14 protein-coding genes are annotated in these 18789 nt (G+C 39.7%); 7 read left to right on the forward strand and 7 right to left on the reverse strand.

Annotated elements, in window-relative coordinates:
• Nucleotide 1: 1 nt before the first annotated feature.
• The 5 genes from ACFIK1_RS04405 to ACFIK1_RS04425 all read right to left on the reverse strand — a co-directional run bounded on the left by ACFIK1_RS04405 (nt 2) and on the right by ACFIK1_RS04425 (nt 7310).
• Nucleotides 2-955: a cell division protein FtsX gene (locus ACFIK1_RS04405; RefSeq protein ID WP_375611715.1), complete on the reverse strand. Its 954-nt coding sequence runs from the start codon at nt 953-955 to the stop codon at nt 2-4.
• A complete protein-coding gene (gene ftsE / locus ACFIK1_RS04410; protein ID WP_273723097.1) occupies nt 948-1607 on the reverse strand; it encodes a cell division ATP-binding protein FtsE in 660 nt (219 codons plus the stop codon). The genes ACFIK1_RS04405 and ftsE overlap by 8 nt, the downstream gene beginning before the upstream one ends.
• Nucleotides 1608-2141: 534 nt before the next feature.
• Nucleotides 2142-4085, reverse strand: a complete 1944-nt coding sequence (acs, locus tag ACFIK1_RS04415; protein ID WP_375662178.1) for an acetate--CoA ligase — start codon at nt 4083-4085, stop codon at nt 2142-2144.
• Nucleotides 4086-5320: 1235 nt separating this feature from the next.
• Nucleotides 5321-5536 carry a hypothetical protein gene (locus tag ACFIK1_RS04420; protein WP_375662179.1) on the reverse strand — a complete coding sequence of 72 codons (216 nt, stop codon included), beginning with the start codon at nt 5534-5536 and terminating at the stop codon, nt 5321-5323.
• A 1084-nt stretch (nt 5537-6620) separates the two neighbouring features.
• Nucleotides 6621-7310, reverse strand: coding sequence for a YggS family pyridoxal phosphate-dependent enzyme (locus ACFIK1_RS04425; RefSeq protein ID WP_375662180.1), 690 nt, complete (start codon nt 7308-7310; stop codon nt 6621-6623).
• A 165-nt stretch (nt 7311-7475) separates the two neighbouring features.
• Between ACFIK1_RS04425 and leuS the strand changes: the two genes are divergently transcribed.
• Both leuS and ACFIK1_RS04435 read left to right on the forward strand, forming a co-directional pair.
• On the forward strand, nt 7476-10118 hold the full coding sequence (gene leuS, locus ACFIK1_RS04430; RefSeq protein WP_375662181.1) for a leucine--tRNA ligase: 2643 nt from the start codon (nt 7476-7478) through the stop codon (nt 10116-10118).
• On the forward strand, nt 10105-10695 hold the full coding sequence (locus ACFIK1_RS04435; protein WP_375634402.1) for a hypothetical protein: 591 nt from the start codon (nt 10105-10107) through the stop codon (nt 10693-10695). The genes leuS and ACFIK1_RS04435 overlap by 14 nt, the downstream gene beginning before the upstream one ends.
• On the opposite strand, the gene fsa is transcribed toward ACFIK1_RS04435, so the two are convergent.
• Together fsa and ACFIK1_RS04445 are read right to left on the reverse strand one after the other, a co-directional pair.
• Nucleotides 10692-11345, reverse strand: coding sequence for a fructose-6-phosphate aldolase (fsa, locus tag ACFIK1_RS04440; protein WP_375662182.1), 654 nt, complete (start codon nt 11343-11345; stop codon nt 10692-10694). The two genes, ACFIK1_RS04435 and fsa, sit on opposite strands and share 4 nt — an antisense overlap.
• 463 nt (nt 11346-11808) lie before the next feature.
• Entirely contained in the window at nt 11809-11994 is a 186-nt protein-coding gene (locus ACFIK1_RS04445) for a hypothetical protein (RefSeq protein ID WP_375633460.1), read from the reverse strand.
• A 52-nt stretch (nt 11995-12046) separates the two neighbouring features.
• On the opposite strand from ACFIK1_RS04445, the gene ACFIK1_RS04450 reads away from it, so the two are divergent.
• The 5 genes from ACFIK1_RS04450 (at nt 12047) to ACFIK1_RS04470 (ending at nt 18770) form a co-directional block, all read left to right on the forward strand.
• Nucleotides 12047-12310 (forward strand): hypothetical protein, encoded by a 264-nt coding sequence (locus tag ACFIK1_RS04450; RefSeq protein ID WP_375662183.1) that lies wholly within the window; start codon nt 12047-12049, stop codon nt 12308-12310.
• 173 nt (nt 12311-12483) lie between these two features.
• On the forward strand, nt 12484-14691 hold the full coding sequence (locus ACFIK1_RS04455; protein ID WP_375662184.1) for a primosomal protein N': 2208 nt from the start codon (nt 12484-12486) through the stop codon (nt 14689-14691).
• A gap of 1030 nt (nt 14692-15721) precedes the next feature.
• On the forward strand, nt 15722-16303 hold the full coding sequence (gene atpH, locus ACFIK1_RS04460; protein ID WP_375662185.1) for an ATP synthase F1 subunit delta: 582 nt from the start codon (nt 15722-15724) through the stop codon (nt 16301-16303).
• The gene (atpA, locus tag ACFIK1_RS04465) at nt 16303-17838 is read left to right on the forward strand and encodes a F0F1 ATP synthase subunit alpha (RefSeq protein WP_026500438.1); all 1536 of its coding nucleotides are present in this window, start codon (nt 16303-16305) and stop codon (nt 17836-17838) included. The genes atpH and atpA overlap by 1 nt, the downstream gene beginning before the upstream one ends.
• A gap of 20 nt (nt 17839-17858) precedes the next feature.
• Nucleotides 17859-18770 (forward strand): F0F1 ATP synthase subunit gamma, encoded by a 912-nt coding sequence (locus ACFIK1_RS04470; protein ID WP_375655050.1) that lies wholly within the window; start codon nt 17859-17861, stop codon nt 18768-18770.
• Nucleotides 18771-18789: the final 19 nt, after the last annotated feature.

An 18789-nucleotide genomic window follows, 5' to 3' on the forward strand; every position in this document is an offset into this window, starting at 1 on the left:
ATTAAAATAAACCGTTTTCACATTGATCGATTTTTTTCAGTTGCGCTAAAATAGTCATGCGGTTTGTAAGGGTGGTAAGAAAAGAAACGAAAATAATAAGAAAAATGATTTTTCCGTAGGGGATGGAACTTATGGAAAGATGTCCAAACAAAGCTGTTACTTGGCTAGCTTCTACTCTTCCCAAGTTATAATTCGTCCAGAGACAAAAGGCTGAAAATAGAAATATGCTTGTGAGACCACCATATAAAGCACCACGCAGCGCAGTTTTAAAAAAATGCCAGTCAAATTGGCGAGCAATGAAAAGAGTTTCAGTACCAAGGAAATATAAGACATTGATAATATGTGTATTTTCTGCCAATGCATTGCGGGTGGCAAAAATGATGGTGAGGATAAGAGAGCCTAAAACCAATGCTAAAATTGAAAAACCAATGAAAACAGTGGTGTGTGCCATGGTCGCAAAACGATGAACCCAAACACGGTGATCATCAAATTGACCTCCTGGAATTTGGGTTTTAATGGCGTGATTAATGGCTGCAAAATTGATTTTTTCATCTCTCTTCAGGGTCACAATGATGAGGCGGGGAAGGGGTAGTTCATTGACATTGAAGCCTGTTCCAAGCCATGGCTCCAGTAACTTTTCTGTAGCTTTTTGGTCAACAATTTTTGCATCTTGTACACCAGAAAATGTTTTAACCAATTGTACGGCATCACGGAGTGCTTTGTTGATATCAACATTGTCAATGGGGCGTATCTGTATTGTTGCTTCATAGCTAATCTGATTACTCCAATTTTGGGCGGCACGTTGGACTAAATCAACACCAATTAAGGTGAGGCTTGAGAGAAATGTCATAATAGCAATCACGGCAACCAATGCTTTTCCAGAAATATTACCACTGGGAATAATCGCTGTTGTATTTTTTTTATTGCTGGTAAAAATGGGGAAAGACTTATTCATGAATCGTCATCCGTCCGTTATGGAGAAGCATACGCCGTGCTGCAACTTGTTCCATTAAGGCAATATCATGGGTGGCAATGATAACAGCCGTTCCAAAACGGTTTAATTCAATAAACAAACGGAGGAGGCGTTTTGCCAAGGGCGGATCGACATTTCCGGTGGGTTCATCGGCAAGTAGAATTTCAGGTTGATCAATGAGTGCGCGTGCAATGGCTACCCTTTGTTTTTCCCCACCGGAAAGAACCGGTGGTAAAACATGAATATGATCTCCAAGACCTACCCAACAGAGAAGATCTTCCACTTCACTGCGATAGGTTGCTTCTTCTTGTCCTTTAATGCGTAAAGGTAAGGAAACATTTTCATAAGTGGTCATGTGGTCGAGTAAACGAAAATCTTGAAAAACCACACCGATACGTTGTCGCAGCGCAGGGAGCTCTTGTCGTTTGAGTAATGCTGTGTCTGTTCCAAAGAGATCAATATGACCGCGGGTGGGTTTGAGTGCTAAAAACATAAGACGCATCAGCGACGTTTTCCCTGCTCCAGAGGCACCTGTGAGAAATTGAAATGATCCAGGAGGAATATGAAAGCTAATATCACGAAGGACCTCAGGGCCCATTCCATAGCGTAGGCCGACATTTTCAAAATGAATCACTTTTTATTATTACTCCTGATTTTATATTGCATCATTTATTCTAAAAACTCTTACTTTCATTGCTTTAGATTTTTGTTGTAAGCTTGTTTATTTTAGATTTCATGGTTTTCAATATTTTTTATACACCCTCGTTATAGATAAATATTTTTGCTCAAGAATATTATCACTTATACTTTCTTTTTTTAGCCTTATTTATGATTTTAGCAGGAATTTCAAAGGGATTCTAGCATAAACATCAGAACTATTTTTCCTTCTTACTCAGAAGCTTTTTTTGCACTGAGTGGACATTAGGTGATTTTAAAAAGCTATGTTGCTCTTTTTATCTTACTTTCTTATTCTTGTTCGCATCCCAATCCTGAGGTTTTTGCTTAAATTATTTCTTACCTGTTATGAAAAAAAGCGTTTGTTGTTAGAATGATTGAGCTTCTCATGAATTGTTTTGTTTTTTATTCTCCTCGGTGGTTTTCGTAATAATGCTGAGATAATTTTAGCAAAAAAACAAAAACCACCGTATGTTGTATTGCGTCGTGTTTTTTAGTTTTGTCGGTTGGCAATCAGATCTTCAACAACTTGCGGTTCGGCAAGGGTTGAAATATCTCCGAGAGTATCAAAATCGTTTTCAGCGACTTTTCGTAAAATACGTCTCATAATTTTCCCTGATCGTGTTTTGGGAAGCTGTGGAGCAAACTGAATTTTATCCAATATGGCAATAGAACCTATTTCTTGTCTCACATGCTTGATAAGGTCTTTTTGCAATTCTTCACTTGGCGCTGTTCCTTCCATGAGGGTCACAAAACTATAAATTCCTTGTCCTTTAATGGGATGCGGGTAACCCACAATGGCTGCTTCTGATACAGCGGGATGAGAAACAAGGGCTGATTCAATTTCAGCAGTTCCTAACCTGTGCCCCGAGACATTGAGTATGTCATCAACCCGCCCTGTAATCCAGTAATAGCCGTCACTATCGCGCCTACAACCATCGCCTGTAAAATATCTTCCTTTATAGGAGGAAAAATAAGTTTGAATAAAGCGCTCATGATCTTTATAAAGCGTGCGCATTTGTCCTGGCCATGAATCACTGATACAAAGATTGCCTTCTGCTTCACCTTCTAAAATATTGCCTTGGGCATCAACAATTTGGGGTTGAACACCAAAGAAAGGACGTGTGGCCGATCCTGCTTTGAGGGGGGTTGCACCAGGCAAGGGTGTGATCATATGCCCTCCTGTTTCCGTTTGCCACCATGTATCGAGAATCGGACAACGGTCATTTCCAACTGTATGATAAAACCATTCCCATGCTTCTGGGTTAATAGGTTCGCCTACCGTTCCTAAAAGACGTAACGACGTCCTGTTTGAGTGTTCAACAAACGAATTTCCTGCTCCCATTAAGGCGCGGATAGCTGTTGGTGCGGTATAGAGTGTATTGACTTGATGCTTGTCGACAATTTCCCAGAATCTGCCTTTGTCAGGAAAGGTTGGTGTGCCTTCAAACATTAAAGTGGTCGCACCATTGCATAAAGGTCCATAAACCAAGTAAGAATGACCGGTTATCCAACCAATATCAGCCGTACACCAGTAAACTTCATCGGGGTGGTAATCAAAAACATATTGGTGAGTCATCGAGGCAAAAACAAGATAGCCTGCTGTGGTATGCAAAACACCTTTAGGTTTGCCGGTTGAGCCTGAAGTATAAAGAATAAAAAGCGGATCTTCAGCATTCATTTGTTCTGGTGGACAAGCTGTTTTGGCATGAGCTATCTCTTCGTGGTACCAAAAATCACGCCCCTCTACCCATTGAATGGGTCCACAAGTCCGCCGTATAACCATGACTTGGTCCACCTGCACGTTTTGGCGCGCGGCTATCTCAATGGCATGGTCAACGTTGTCTTTTAAGTTGATCCGTTTGCCGCCACGCAAGCCGTGATCAGCGGTAATCATAAAGGTTGATTCACAATCGACAAGGCGTCCTGCTATTGCTTCAGCAGAAAAGCCAGCAAAAATAACCGAATGAATAGCTCCAATGCGAGCACAAGCAAGCATGGCATAGGCTGCTTCGGGAATCATAGGAAGATAAATGGTTACTTTATCGCCTTTCTTAATGCCACGACTTTTCAAAAGATTAGCAAAACGACAAACATGTTCATAAAGCTCGTTATAGGTTATTTTTTTATCATGATAAGGATTATCTCCTTCCCAAATGAGCGCGATTTTGTCTCCATGGATTTTCAGGTGGCGATCAATGCAATTATAGGTAACATTTGTTATCCCATCTTCGTACCATTGAATGGAGACATCTCCGTTAAAAGAAGTGTTTTTTACTTTTGTAAAAGGTTTAAACCATTCAATGCGTTGACCGTGTTTTGCCCAGAAGCTTTCTGGATCATTGATGCTTTCTCGATACCATTGTTGATAAGTTTCTTCATCAAGTAAAGTATTTTTTTTGATCTCTTCTGATATTGGATAAATTTTTTCAGTCATGTTTCCCTCTTTTTATTGTTTGGAAAAATCTGCCGCTGTATTTTTGTATGGTTATATTTGTGGCAGAGTTTTCCCAAAAGCTTTTCATTGTGAGGTTAGACTAAATGACAAAGATTAGAATAGTCAATTTTTAAATCTGATGTGATGATATTAAAGAGGGTATTCTATGTTTTTAGGATACTCAAATATAGCAAAACCTATTGCGGTATAGAGCTCTTTATAAACACACTAAGACATTTAAAAAATGTCTATTATAAAATATTTCTCAAAAGTTGATATAAACCAATATCGTTAAATAAAAGACTAACAAGAAAGAATATTGAGCTTATTAATAATGATTTTTTTAGAGAATCTTTCCAACTATAATAAATAAACTTATAATAAAAAATATATATTAAACCAGAAAAAAACGTTGCTATAAGCGATTCAATAATTTTATGAGTAAAATCTGTCATTGTAACTCATAATCACTCATTAATAGCACCATCGCTACTTTATTCAGTGTACTTGGAACTCATCAAATAAAGATTAATATAAACTAAAATATCTACGCAAAAAATTAGAAATAAAGAACATAATAAATGACGATAATGCCATTATAATAGACAATCTCCAACCTACGCCATTGAATATTTTAAAAGAAATGGCAATTATAGGAGTAATTATAATTAACATGCAAAACATTCTTACAACTTCATAATGAATATCCATTATAACAAAATCCTAGTTATAGTAATGAGATTAATAAATACTTATGAAAAAATTTGTTCAGTATACTCGAAACTCATCCGATAAATAATTAATATAAACCGAAGTATCTACATAAACTATCAGAAATAATGAACAGAATTACTGTATATAATGTTGATTTTATAGATAGTTTCCAACTGTAGCCACCAATTTTTTTTAAACCAATAGTATATATAGGGATGAATACAATGAGAATGCAAAACAGTCTTATGATTTCATAAAGAATATTCATTATAACAAAATCCTGATTATAAGATGTGATTCACAATAGATATCTCCGAAAACTATTTTATCCACAGATGTAGATATTTAATTTTGGTATATTCTTTCGAATATATTTACAGAATTATTTATCTTCAGAGATATCTTTGTAGCTACTTTTTATAAATTAGAACCAACAATTCCAAGCTGACTGTCCAAAGCCATAAATAGCACCTCCAATGAGCCCCCTCCCAAACCTACAGTTCCACCTGTAAGAGCACCTCCTAGTCCTCCAAACAGAGCTCCCCTGCTGCTCCTGTTAGCCCTCCCTGAGCTCCTAGTGTAGAGGCGTGTGAAATCATGTTATTAGCAAAACCATTAAAGCTACATACATTTCCATGAGTATGTTTTGATATTCCATGAAAAGGTTTTGAATTGTGCGAATGACCAAAAGAAGGCTTTGTCGCCATATGACCGAATGTGTTGAATGAACCAAACATATTAATTCTCTTTAATTATCTACATTAAAAGTAGTATCACAATGATACATTTCAAATGGCTATCGCGTATTTTTAGAGAAATGTCAAAGATAAACTTTAAAAATAACAATAAAAATACTGTATAAATAATAACTATATTATGTATATATGAAATATAATTCTTTATAAGATAACAATATTATTTGCAATATTTAAAATATAAGAAATTATACCATATTTTTTCTTAATTAAAGTTTAAATTTAGAAAAATTGCGTATATGAAAAGTTGAAGTTTTTCTCTTTGTTTACGAGAACGATAAAGAAATATCGTTATCGGGATCTATCTTATTGCCATTGTTTTGCCTGCATGTATTATGCGCATATGCTTGGGATTTGTTCTTTTATTTTTCAGGCGAATATTGATCGTATGTTACGCTTTGTAGAGCATAGAAAGCCTCTATGCTATCGTTGGACCTTATAGATTGCTATTCATGTTGTTTAGCGCGGTTCTTGGTGCTCTATTGAGCATTTAAGATGTTTATTTTGCTCAAGTGGCTTACATGAAAGAGTTTTGTTACTGTATTATGCAGCCATAAGCCTCTTTTTGCCTGCTTTACGTCATTGGCATGTGGGGAAATTGTTTACGCGTGTTGGAGAAGTTTAAGAGAATTCATGATTTTTAATGGAAATCATTGCGATAATCGTATTGAATATTCTTTTGCAATTATTTATTTCGCGATAGTTTTTTCATTCATGCGCAACGCCTCTCTTATCATTTTGCCTTTATATAAGGATTTATTTTTTACGTTGCTTTTGCTGGAGAGGCGGTCAGAGGGGAGGTGAAGTAGAACCAATGTGCGAGAATATGAGAGCCAAATTGTAATGCTCTTTTGAAGCTATTGTACGTGTTGTGGATGTGCCGGTGAGAAATTTGAGAAGACCAGCTTTTTTGCTTATTTTGCTAACAGGATGAAAGAGGGACTGGAATCTTTTTTGCTAGAATTGCTCTTTGATTGATATTGAAGGAAATATTTTTTCTCATTTCTGCTGTTCTTGGTTTGTTCGTAGAATTTTCAATGGGAATTTATATGAAGGGGAAATTGCTTTACACAGGGCGTTTTCCAAATAAAGCGGAGCCAATGCGAAGGACATTAGAGCCAAACTGTAGAGCGGTTTTGAAGTCACTGGACATGCCCATGGAAAGCTTTGGAAGACCTGCTTGTTTTGCTAATTTTGCTAAGAGCGCGAAATAGGGGCCGGGGTTTTCGTCGACAGGGGGGATGCCCATAAGTCCGATGATATCGAGTCCATAGTTGTTTTTGCATTGAGAAACAAAAGGGATCAATTCTTGCGGTGCAACACCACTTTTTTGCGGTTCTAATCCAATGTTAACCTGAACGTAGCAGGGGAGATGCCTTTTTTGCTTTTCCATTTCTTCAGCTAGGCTTTTGGCTATTTTTTCACGGTCAACCGTTTGGATGACATCAAAAAGTTTTACCGCCTCTGCCGTTTTATTTGATTGTAGGGGACCGATGAGATGGAGTTTAATATTTTCAAATTGTTGACGTAAAGCAGGCCATTTTTGTGCTGCTTCTTGTACGCGGTTTTCTGCAAACAAAGATTGGCCTGCTTGTAAAATGGGGCGTATATCAGCGGCAGAAACAGTTTTTGAAACAGCGATAAGTTCAATTTCTTCTACAGGGCGTTGTAACTCTTGACATGTTTCAGCAATGTCTTTTCGAAGGTTTTGCCATGCTTCAATGGAAGGGGCATCGAGGGGCGTTTGTGTATTCATGTTTTTGTGCTTTACCTTTTTTGTTCAAGAGTTGGTCGTTTTTTTTAAAGTTTTATAAAATACTTAGGGAAATATTTCACGAAAATGTTGACGATGAGGTTAATCCATGGTCAAGCATAATAAAACAAGTTTTTGGTTCTGTTTTATTAAAAGAGTATAATAGGAATGACAATTGGACATTATAATATAGGCGAACGCTATAATCCACGTGCGAGAGAAAAAAAATGGCAAGAAATTTGGGATGAAAAGAAAATTTTTCAGACTGTTCAAGAAGATGCTCGTGAAAAATATTATGTTTTAGAAATGTTTCCTTATCCTTCTGGCCGTATTCACATGGGGCATGTGCGCAATTATGCCATGGGGGATGTGGTTGCACGCTATAAACGAGCAAAGGGATTTAATGTGCTTCATCCCATGGGGTGGGATGCTTTTGGTATGCCGGCTGAAAATGCTGCTCTGCAAAGTAAAGTGCATCCTAAAACTTGGACCTATCAAAATATTGCGGTCATGCGCGGGCAATTAAAACAATTAGGACTCTCATTAGATTGGGCGCGTGAATTTGCAACTTGTGATGTGGAATATTACCACCGCCAACAAATGTTGTTCCTTGATTTCTATCAAAAGGGGTTGGTAGCACGTAAAGTGGCTAAGGTGAATTGGGACCCTGTTGATCATACTGTTTTGGCCAATGAACAGGTTGTTGATGGGCGGGGATGGCGTTCTGGTGCGTTGGTGGAACAACGTGAGTTGACGCAGTGGTTTTTCAAAATTAGCGACTTTAGTGAAGATCTCTTGGCAGGGCTTGAAGAGCTGCACCAATGGCCAGAAAAAGTTCGCACCATGCAAAAAAATTGGATTGGAAAATCACAAGGTTTGCTGATTCGTTGGGCTTTAAAGTCGACGGGTGATGCTGATGATGTTTGTGAGAAATTTGATGAGGTTGTTTGTTATTCAACGCGTCCTGATACACTTTTGGGTGCTTCCTTTTTGGCTCTGTCTGTCGATCATCCTATTGCACAAGCTTTGGCAAAAAAAGACAAAGCGTTGAGTGCTTTTATTGAAAATTGTCGGTGTGGTGGAACGACAACGGCAGCACTTGAAACAGCTGAAAAACAAGGATTTCTCACGCCCTTTTTGGCTGTTCATCCTTTCGATTCAACAGTACATATTCCTGTTTATATCGCGAATTTTGTGCTTATGGACTATGGGACAGGGGTTGTTTTTGGTTGTCCAGCTCATGATCAGAGAGATTTCGATTTTGCGCGTAAATATGATCTTCCAATAAAACCGGTGGTTTTACCAAAAGGAGAGCAAGCAGAAGATTTTGTTATTACTGAAACACCTTATACGGGTGATGGGGTGATGATCAACTCCAGCTTTTTGGATGGTTTAACACCCCAACAAGCTTTTGAAGAAGCTGCTAAAAAGCTTGAAAAACAAATGCTCAATGGGCAACCGCAAGGGAAGAAAACAGTGCAATTTCGTTTGCGTGATTGGGGGATTTCACGTCAACGTTATTGGGGGTGCCCCATTCCGATGATCCATTGTACAACTTGTGGGGTTGTCCCTGTTCCACGTGCTAATTTACCGGTTGTGTTGCCTGATGATGTTACTTTTGATCAACCAGGAAATCCTCTTGCACGGCATGAAACATGGCAAAATGTTACTTGTCCTTCCTGTGGTCAACCGGCCAAACGCGAAACCGATACCATGGACACATTTGTTGACTCTTCTTGGTATTATGCACGCTTTACGGCTCCTTTTGCGCAGGAACCTGTTGATAAACAAGCAACAGCTGAATGGTTGCCTGTGCAACAATATATTGGTGGAATTGAGCACGCGATTTTGCATCTTCTTTATGCGCGCTTTTTTATGCGTGCTATGAAATTGGTCGGTCATGTGACGGTAGATGAGCCTTTTAAGGGGCTTTTTACCCAAGGGATGGTGGTGCATGAAACCTATCGAGATGATCAAGGGTGGGTTTCTCCAGCGGATATTTCCATTGTTGAAAAAGATGGAAAGCGGTGTGCTTATAAATTAACCGATCAAAGTGAAGTGACAATTGGTTCGATTGAGAAAATGTCAAAATCAAAAAAGAATGTCGTTGATCCTGATGATATTATCGCATCCTATGGCGCTGATACTGTGCGCTGGTTTGTGTTGTCAGATTCTCCCCCCGAGCGGGATGTCATTTGGACAGAATCTGGTGTTGAAGGTGCACATCGCTTTGTACAGCGTGTTTGGCGCCATGTAGCTGTGAGTGCTTCTATTTTAAAGGATGTGGCGCCTTGTGCAGGGCATCAGGGAGCAGCTTTGGAACTCTCAAAGGTTGCACATCGCACGCTTTGCGCTGTAGAAGATGATTTGGAAAAATTCGCTTTTAATCGGGCTATTGCACGCCTTTATGAATTCTTGAATATTATGGCGCCGTTGTTAAATAGGATAGAAAGTGTTGACGATGAAATGAAAGCTTCTTTACGTCAAGCCATGGATTTTTTTCTTTCTATGATTGCACCAATGATGCCCCATTTAGCAGAAGAATGTCATGCTGCTTTAGGGGGGAAAAAATTAATATCTGCGCTTGCTTGGCCTGTTTATGATCCCACGTTAACTGTTGAAGAATGCTATACTTTGCCGGTACAAATTAATGGTAAAAAACGTGGTGAGGTAACTATTGCTGCAACTGCCGATGAGGCGATGATTAAAGAAGCAGTTTTGGTTTTAGACTTTGTAAAGGCGCAGCTGCTTGAAAAGCCTATGAAAAAAATCATTGTTGTTCCAAAAAGGATTGTGAATGTCGTTCTTTAAAAGTTTTCTGCTTGTTGTTTTAGCTTGTGTCTTTACACTGTTGTGTGGATGCAAAGTTGAACCGCTTTACCGTCAAGAGTTGCAGAGTGCAATGACAATGAATTCTGCTTCTGGGCACTCTTCTGAACAATTTTCTTTGGGGTTAGCGCAAAAGCTTGCTTCTATTGTTGTGGAAGAACCTTCGGATCGTTTTGGTCAAATGGTGCGCAATCATCTGCTGTTTCTTTTGTATGGAAATGGTGGTAAACCTTCTCTACCTGCTTATCGATTGGCATTGCAGATATCCGTCTTTACAAGAGAATCGATGCAGATAGAGGTTGATTTCGAGAAAAAGAGAAAGGGACGACCTTCTGTTGGAACTGTTATGAGCAGAGCTTCTTACACTTTGCAGGATATGAAAAATACTCTTGTTGCAAAAGGAACAGCAATGATGAATGCATCTTTTGAGCGACTTCGTCAAGAATATGCAACGCTGCAAGCAGAAGAAGATGCAAAAAAACGTGTTGCGGAAGAGTTGGCTGAACAGATCCTTTTATTACTTTCAAAAGATCTTTACAATAAAAATTCTAGATATTAAGCAATATTTTGACCTGTTTTTTTCCAGTCGTCGAGGAATATTTGCAACCCTTTGTCGGTGAGAGGGTGTTTGACCAGTGCTTTTAAGATTGCTGGTGGAACTGTTGCAATGTCAGCACCACTGAGTGCTGCTTCTTTGACATGATTAACGGTGCGGATTGAAGCGGCCAAGATTTGTGTTTTAAAGTTATAGTTATCATAAATTGTGCGAATTTCATGAAGCAGTTCACTTCCATCATTTCCACAATCATCAAGTCTACCAATAAAAGGTGAAACGAATGTTGCACCTGCTTTGGCGGCTAATAAGGCTTGATTGGCAGAAAAACAAAGTGTGAGATTTGTTTTTAGTCCTTCTTTTGTGAGGGCTTTACAGGCTTTTAATCCATCGAGTGTTAAAGGAAGCTTGATACAAATATTGTCGGCAACCTTTGCTAAAACAGCTGCTTCTTTCATGATGCTTTCAAATTCTGTTGCTGCAACTTCAGCAGAAACAGGTCCGCTAACGAGAGCACAAATTTCTTTTGTAACATCAAGAATATTGCGTCCTGATTTTAGGATAAGAGAGGGATTGGTGGTAACACCATCAACAAGGCTTAAATTCTGTAACTCTTCAATTTCTTCGATATTGGCGCTATCCACAAAAAACTTCATATCTAACCTCTTCTTTTTAGCTTTTATCTTATTTTTTGTTATGCGCTATTGTTGACTGTAAAAGCAAGAGAAAGAATTAATATCTGTGTAAAGAACAAGAATGCTATGGTGTTAATCATGTACCCGTTTTCGGTAAAGAAATATGATTTATCGTTTCCACACCCATTTCATAGTGTTACTCGTGATAAGGCATAGAATTCATTGCGTATCAACATTTTTGCGTATTGGCATCTTTGCGTAGCGGTGTTTTTATATTTATGGAAATAAGCTAGCATTATCAAACACTTTGCTCATTTCCTATTTGCGATTGCTCTTGATATTTGAGAGAGCATCATAAGATACCTCCCTTTTTCAGGGGGGGACATTTAACCTCATTTTTGATAGAAGCGAATGGATTTATTTTATCGTAAAACACCATTGAAGAAGGCATGTAAATTTTACACATGAAGTGTTTTTTTTATGGTCAATACATTGATTTATTCTGTGTTACCCATTCTTCAACAATACGCTTTTGTGCTACTTGTATTGTTGCTTGATTCTCAATCAAGCTGAAAGATGTACGCATGTGTTTCCACGTTTTGGCACAAAGCCAAGGTGAATATTGTAACGGTTCCATTTGCGATATTATTCTCCCTGTAATTAAAATCATGGGAGACTCTCTCATTAATAAGGATTTACAAATGTTCCTCGATGGGGTTGAAATGAGAAAAATTCATCGTATTGAGGGTTTTATTACAATAGGTAAAATGATGATTGTATCTTTTATAAATCAGTTTGTTGAAGATAAATTGAGATATGAGGCGGTAAAAAATAAACGTGTGTGTTGGGAAGAAGTTACACTATGGGATAGCTTTGTTGAAGAGCGCACTTACAATATCATGTTGAATGCTTATAGTGATGAGCTTTATTTGCACAGAAGAATGGCGCTGTTTTTTTGCTATAGAGTTTTTTATTATAGACGATGAGATTGGTTCTTTTATTGGCACTTTGGTGATGAAATGAGTATTAAAAAGAATTTTTGTGCGAAAAATGTTGTGATAGGGGGGAGAGATTGAATCCTGCAATGAATTTTATAAGAGTGTTTAAAGATAAGGTGTAGACCTGTTGGTGCTCAAGAGGTCGTAGATTGGTTTAAAAGATGCATTCAAACGTGATAGAGGAAGAGATTGTATCTGTATTGGTCCCTCTTCCTGTTGCTCACGCTTATAGTTATAAAGTTCCCTCTTCTATGGAGGTGAACGTTGGTTCCTTTGTTCGGGTTCCGGTGATGGGGCGTGAGCTTTGCGGTTTTGTTGTGGATGTTGGAGAGAAGACAGCAGATGGGCAAAGGTCTGGTTTGGTGGCGCGTGAAAAATTACGCTCTCTGCTTCATGTTTTTGATTGCCCCCCATTAAAGGCAGAAATGATCACATTTTTGCGTTTTGTTAGTCGCTATACAATGGCGCCTTTTGGTCTTGTTGCACGATTGGTTTTGTCTGTACCAGCTGCTTTAGAGCCGGAAGCGCAGATGCTGGGTTTGCGATATTGTGGTGGAAATGTAGAACGTCTCACACCAGCGCGGTCACGGGTTTTGGAATTGGTGCGCAGTGAGAAGATATGGACACGTTCTGGTCTGGCACATGCGGCTGGAACTTCGGTTTCTGTTGTTGAAGGTTTAAAAGCGCTAGGAATTTTTGAAGATGTTAAGATTCCTGCTCCTGATCTTGTGGGCATGCCTGATCCTGATTTTTGTCCCCCTCAGTTGCAGGGAGCGCAAAATGAAGCAGCAACAATGTTGCGGGAAGGTGTTTTATCTTCTCAGTTTCAAGTTTTTTTGCTTGATGGTGTTACGGGATCAGGAAAGACAGAGGTTTATTTTGAAGCGGTCGCTCAAGCCTTCAAAGGGGGCAAGCAGGTTTTAATTTTATTGCCGGAAATTGCTTTAACACAGCAGTTTTTAGATCGTTTTTATGCACGCTTTGGAGCTGCGGCAGCAGAATGGCATTCTGATTTGACGCCACGTCGTAGAGAACGCGTTTGGCGGCAAGTTGCAGAAGGGCGGGTGCGTGTCGTTGCGGGGGCTCGTTCAGCGCTTTTTCTTCCCTTTCATGAGCTTGGCTTGATTGTTGTCGATGAAGAACATGATAGCGCTTATAAACAAGAAGAGCGCATTTTTTACCATGCGCGTGATATGGCTGTTGCACGGGGCTCTTTTGAGCATTTTCCTGTTATTTTATCTTCAGCAACACCGTCGATTGAAAGCCAAGCCAATGTTTTAAGAGGGCGTTATCAAAAGGTACATTTACCTTCCCGTTTTAAAGAAGTTGCATTTCCACAGTTGCGGGTGGTTGATATGCGCCAAGGAGGGGTGCAAAAGGGGCGCTTTATTTCCTTTGCTCTTGAAAGGGCTTTAAAACAAACGCTTGATAAGAGCGAACAAGCTCTTCTTTTTCTTAATCGTCGTGGTTATGCACCTTTAACTTTATGCCGAATTTGCGGACATCGTTTTCATTGTACTGATTGTTCAAGTTGGTTGGTCGAACATCGTGCGCAAGGGCAACTGAAATGTCATCATTGTGGATATCATGAACCACTTCCTCAAGCCTGTCCTGAATGCGGGACATTAGATCATCTCGTAGCTTGTGGACCGGGTGTGGAAAGAATTGCAGAAGAAACACAAATGCTTTTTCCTCAAGCGCGATCATTGATCCTTTCAACGGATCTCAAAGGAGGGATTGGGCAGTTGCGAAGCGAATTACAAGCCATTGCCAATGGCGATGTGGACATTATTATTGGAACACAGTTGGTCGCTAAAGGACATCATTTTCCCAAGCTCTCTCTGGTTGGTGTTATTGATGCTGATCTTGGTCTTGCCAATGGCGATTTACGCGCAAGTGAACGTACCTATCAGCTGCTTTCTCAAGTTACCGGAAGAGCAGGGCGTGTGGGATTGAAAAGTTTAGGATTATTGCAAACTTATCAACCAGATCATCCGGTCATCAAAGCCTTACTTGCATGCCAGCCAGAAGATTTTTACACACGTGAGATTGCAGCACGTCAGCATTATCATTTGCCCCCCTATGGGCGGCTTGCCTCTTTGATTGTTTCTGCACAACAGCGCCAAGCAGCAGAACATTATGCGCGCGCATTGCGTCAAGCAGCGCCACGGGAAAAAAATATCTCGGTTATGGGACCAGCAGAAGCGCCTTTGGCTTTGGTTCGGGGGCGTTATCGTTTTCGGCTTTTGCTGCAAGGACAGCGTTCTTTTGATATACAAGGGTTTATACATGCAATGCTTAGCGGTACACCCAAAATGCCCAGTTCCGTTCGGGTTCAAATTGATATTGATCCGCAAAGTTTTTTCTAAAACCAGTATCGCATAAAGTAAAGATCTCTTTGCTTAAGGTGCTTTACTTGAACTCTTAGTATTATTCAGAATAAGCATCCAAGCAGCAAAATATGATATATGTACATTGCATTAAGTAGAGCCACGGGAAAAAATATCTTTGTGATAGAACCAGCAGAAGCGCCTCTCTTCTTCGAGGGCGCTATCATTTCGGCTTTTACTCCTTTTTTGTGTTAGGGACAGTATTCTTTTGATAGGCGGATTCTTTTTATAAGGGCTGAAAATGCTTAGCTGTACACCAAAAGTATCCAATTCTATTCGGGTTCAAATTAATATTGATCTATGCTTCTTCTAAAATCAGTGCAATATAGTGCCATATAAAGTGAAGCTACGCGGGCTTAATGAAGGGCGTGATTTTGATAAAAAAATTTGAAAAGAGAGAATTTGTCGATATTTGAAGCTTATCCGGTATGAAAAATGATATATTATCATTATAAATCAATGTTTTGTATATTTAAAGAGTGTGCTTACAAGAAAATATTACTTGGTGAAATTTTTTAAAAGGAGTGGGTATTTGAAGAAAAAAGATCAATGTTTTCTTTAATTTTTAGGAGGATATTCATTGTTTTTTTCTTTCTTATCAGTTTGAAATAATAGACTTTTTCAATCGCAGCTGCATCTCATTAAAGGTCTTGTGGTGATAAAGGGAGTGTTTTTTAGAGAAGAAGTGTTTTATTATGGTGGCAAGGGCATTTGAAGAAAAATCAAAGAGAGTGAAAAAATCGCTCAGAGTATGTCAAAAAGAGGCATAAAAAAACTGTGATGCCATCCTGTATATCTAAAAAAAATGCTTTTCAAAAATATTTTGAATATTTTATTAAAATTTTTAAAAAGCAGTGATTTGTGGTGTTGCGAGTCGGCTATGTCTATGCTAGAAACCAAGTGATTTTTGTTCTAGGTTTTAAGAAAAAGATTCTTAAGATTGAGAATGTCTGTTTCATTTCATCTGATAACTATCAGAGAGTCGCTCAAGGGAAAGAGGCGGTATTTCGTGTCGGATTCATTTTCTCTCATACCGCTGCCGTTGGTAGATCAACGCTATGCGCAAGCGCTTTTTGATTGCGTTCAAGAAGCTGGAAACGTTGAAAAGGTTGAAAAGGCAGTAGATGATCTTTTGCTCGTTTTGGAGCATAAGGATTTAAAACGCTTTGTGCTTAGTCCATTCTTTTCAGTTAAAGAGCAAATTAAGGTGATGCAATCTGTTTGTGCAAACATCAAATTTGCTGATAAAAACGCAGGGCAGGTCATTGGTAATTTTTTACGCGTTATTGCAACAAACCGTAGGCTTAGTGCCGTATTTGGTATTTTACGTGCTTTCCAGCATTGTGTTGCACGCGCTCGTAGGCAGGTTACTGCGCAAATTGTTTCTGCGCGCCTCTTAAGTTCTCAACAAAGACAAGAGTTGTGTGAGGCTTTGGAAGGTGTTGTTGGAGGAAAAGTCTTGCTGCACATCATTGTGGATCCAACAATTCTTGGTGGATTAATCGTTCGTGTGGGGTCGTCTCAAATTGATACGTCTCTTCTCACAAAATTGTCTTCACTTAAGCTTGCATTGAAAAAAGAGGTCAGCTGATGGATATTAGACCATCTGAAATTTCAAAAATTCTAAAAGAGCAAATCAAAAACTTTGACCAAAAGGCTGAGGTTTCAGAAATTGGTTGGGTTCTCTCTGTAGGGGATGGTATTGCTCGCGTTTATGGTTTGGATAATGTCCAAGCAGGGGAAATGGTCGCCTTTCCAAACGGTGTGCGTGGTATGGCACTCAATTTGGAAGTTGATAATGTTGGTGTGGTCATTTTTGGCTCAGATCGTGATATTCGTGAAGGTGATTGTGTAAAGCGGTTAGGCGCTATCGTCGATGTTCCTGTGGGCCCCGCTTTGCTGGGACGTGTGGTTGATGCGTTGGGAAACCCTATAGATGGGAAGGGTCCCATTAAAGCAACGGAGCGTCGTCGTGTTGATGTTAAGGCGCCAGGGATTATTCCGCGTCAGTCAGTGCATGAACCGATGTCGACCGGATTGAAAGCGATTGACGCACTTATTCCTATTGGACGGGGGCAGCGTGAATTGGTGATTGGTGATCGCCAAACAGGAAAAACAGCAATTTTGCTCGATACATTTTTAAATCAAAAACCTTTTCATGAAAAAGGGGCTGGACGAGAGCAAGACAAAGTTTATTGTATTTATGTGGCTATCGGTCAAAAACGTTCGACGGTGGCACAATTCGTTAAAGTTTTAGAAGAACGTGGAGCGCTGGAATATTCTATTATTGTTGCAGCGACCGCTTCTGATCCAGCACCACTGCAATTTATTGCACCTCTTGCTGGGTGTGCTATGGGTGAGTATTTCCGTGATAATGGGCAACATGCTTTGATTGGTTATGATGACTTGTCAAAACAGGCGGTGGCGTATCGTCAAATGTCTCTTTTATTGCGTCGTCCTCCAGGTCGTGAAGCTTATCCGGGAGATGTTTTCTATCTTCATTCGCGTCTTTTAGAGCGGGCTGCGAAGTTGAATGCGGAAAATGGATCTGGGTCATTGACAGCTTTGCCGGTTATTGAAACGCAAGCAAATGATGTTTCTGCCTATATTCCTACAAATGTGATTTCGATTACTGATGGGCAAATTTTTCTAGAGACTAATTTATTTTATCAAGGAATTCGTCCTGCTGTAAATGTTGGTCTTTCTGTGTCGCGTGTTGGTTCTGCCGCACAAATTAAAGCGATGAAGCAAGTTGCTGGCTCGATTAAAGGTGAATTGGCGCAATATCGTGAAATGGCAGCTTTTGCGCAGTTTGGCTCTGATTTGGATGCGTCAACCCAGCGTCTGTTAAATCGGGGTGCGCGCTTGACAGAGCTGTTGAAGCAGCCGCAATTTTCTCCACTCAAAACAGAAGAACAGGTGGTGGTTATTTTCGCGGGTGTGAATGGCTATCTTGATGCTTTGGCGGTTTCTGATGTTGCGCGGTTTGAGCAGGGACTTTTGGTGCTTTTGCGTAGTGATTATCAAGATCTCTTAAAGGCAATTGCTGAGCAAAAGCAAATAACAGATGAGCTGAAAGATAAGTTGATAACTGTTCTTAATACTTATGCGAAAAATTTCTCGTGATGAATTGATGGAATGCTTGAATGGCTTCACTAAAAGATCTTAGAGACCGTATCGCTTCGGTTAAAGCAACACAAAAGATTACCAAAGCTATGCAAATGGTTGCAGCGGCGAGGTTGCATCGTGCTCAAGAGGCAGCGCAGTTTGCACGCCCTTATGCGAAGAGAATGGCTGATATTTTGACCAGTGTTGCTGCTGATGTAGATGGTGTTGATGCGCCTACTCTTATGCGTGGTACGGGGCGCGATGATGTGCATCTTTTGGTGGTGTGTACTGCTGAGCGCGGTTTGTGTGGTGCTTTTAACGTGCAAATTGCTCGTCGTGCACGTGAACAGATTAAGGCATTGTTGGCGGCTGATAAAATAGTAAAAATTATCACTGTGGGTAAAAAAGGCGCGGATATTTTATCGCGTGATTACAAAGGCTTGATAATTGATCATATCGATTTGCATGCTGTAAAGCGAATTGGTTTTGCAGAGGCAGTGATGATTAGTCAACGGATTGTTGATTTATTCAATGAAGGTGCTTTTGATGTTTGTACGCTGTTTTATTCTGAATTTGTTTCCGTAATTAATCAGCGTCCAACAGTTTTGGATTTGATTCCAATGGTTGCTCCAAAAGCAGCTGTTGGGGCAATAGATATTGTGGAGCAAACCGATCATAACAAAGGTTCACAATCGATTGTTTATGAATATGAACCTGATGCTGCGTCTCTTTTAGAGGCTCTTGTACCACGTAATCTTTCGGTGCAAATCTTTCGGGCTTTGCTAGAAAATGTTGCTGGTGAAATGGGCGCCAAGATGACAGCTATGGATAATGCATCGCGCAATGCGGGTGAAATGATTAGTAAATTGACGGTGGCTTATAATCGTCAACGTCAAGCACAGATTACGACAGAATTGATCGAAATTATTGCGGGCGCTGAAGCGCTTTAAATGGAGAAGGTAAGGATTG

Source organism: Bartonella sp. OC16QHHD, from assembly GCF_042194035.1.
Lineage (GTDB): Bacteria > Pseudomonadota > Alphaproteobacteria > Rhizobiales > Rhizobiaceae > Bartonella.